Annotated in this window: 1 pseudogene; it reads left to right on the forward strand. The window is 75.7% G+C overall.

What is annotated here, in order from left to right:
* Positions 1-1,250, forward strand: a pseudogene (locus HUW36_RS33120) (beta-ketoacyl reductase); the annotation flags it as partial.

The raw sequence follows: 1,250 nt of genomic DNA on the forward strand, positions 1-1,250 counted from the left end.
GTTCGACACGGCGGTGCGGACCGCGATCGGCGCGGGACACAGCACGTTCGTGGAGATCAGTCCGCATCCGGTGCTGGCCATGCCGGTCACCGCGATCCTGGACGACACCGGCACCACCGGCCACGTGCTGTCCACGCTGCGCCGCGGCGACGACGACCCGACCCGGCTGCTGACCAACCTGGCCACCGCCCACACCGTCGGCCTGCCCGTCGACCTCACCCGCGTGCTGCCCGAGACCGACGTCGTCGACCTGCCCAGCTACGCGTTCGACCACCAGCGGTTCTGGCTCGACGGCAGCGGCGGGCCCGAGCCGGCCGCCCTGTCGTCCGACCAGACCACCGGGCCCGACGACAGCGGCTTCTGGACCGCTGTGGAGCGCGACGACCTGCCCGCCCTCGCCGAGGTGGTCGCCGGCGACGACACCCCTGCCGCAACGGCGCTCGACGCGCTCGCCCCGGCGCTGCCCCTGCTGCACCGCTGGCGCCGGCAGCGACGCCGCCAGTCCGACATCGACAGCTGGCGCTACCAGGACACCTGGAAGCCGCTCACCGGGATCACCAACCGCGGCATGACCGGCACCTGGCTGGTCGTGCTGCCCACCGGCGACATCGTCGAACCCTGGCAGGACGCGAGCGTGGAGGCGATCACCGCCGCCGGCGCCACCGTCGTCCCGGTGCCGGTCAGCACCACCGACGCCGATCGCGACCTGCTCGCCAAGCTGCTGCGCGAGGCGCTCGCCACCGGCGCCGACGACACCCCGGCCGAGGTCGCGGGCGTGGTGTCGCTGCTCGCGTTCGACGAACTGGTGCACCCGATGCACCCGTCCGTGCCCGGCGGCTTCGCCGCCACCGTCGCGCTGGTCCAGGCGCTCGGCGACATCGGCCTCGCCGCCCCGATGTGGGCGGTCACCTCCGGTGCCGTCTCGGTCGGCCGGGCCGACCTGCTCCGCTCACCCGGCCAGGCCATGGTCTGGGGCTTCGGCCGGGTCGCCGCGCTGGAACACCCGCAGCGCTGGGGCGGCCTGATCGACCTGCCCGAAGCGATCGACGAGCGCAGCGCCGGCCTGCTGGTCGCGGCCCTCACCGCCGCCGGCGAGGAGGACCAGATCGCGGTACGCCCCGCCGGCCTGCTCGGCCGGCGGCTCACCCGGGTCCCGCTCGGCGACAGCCGGCCCGCCCACCCCTGGCAGCCCTCCGGCACCGCCCTGGTCACCGGCGGCACCGGCGCCCTCGGCGGACACGCCGCCCGCT

The sequence above is a fragment of the Micromonospora maritima genome, from assembly GCF_902825405.1.
In the GTDB taxonomy this organism is placed as follows: domain Bacteria; phylum Actinomycetota; class Actinomycetes; order Mycobacteriales; family Micromonosporaceae; genus Micromonospora; species Micromonospora maritima.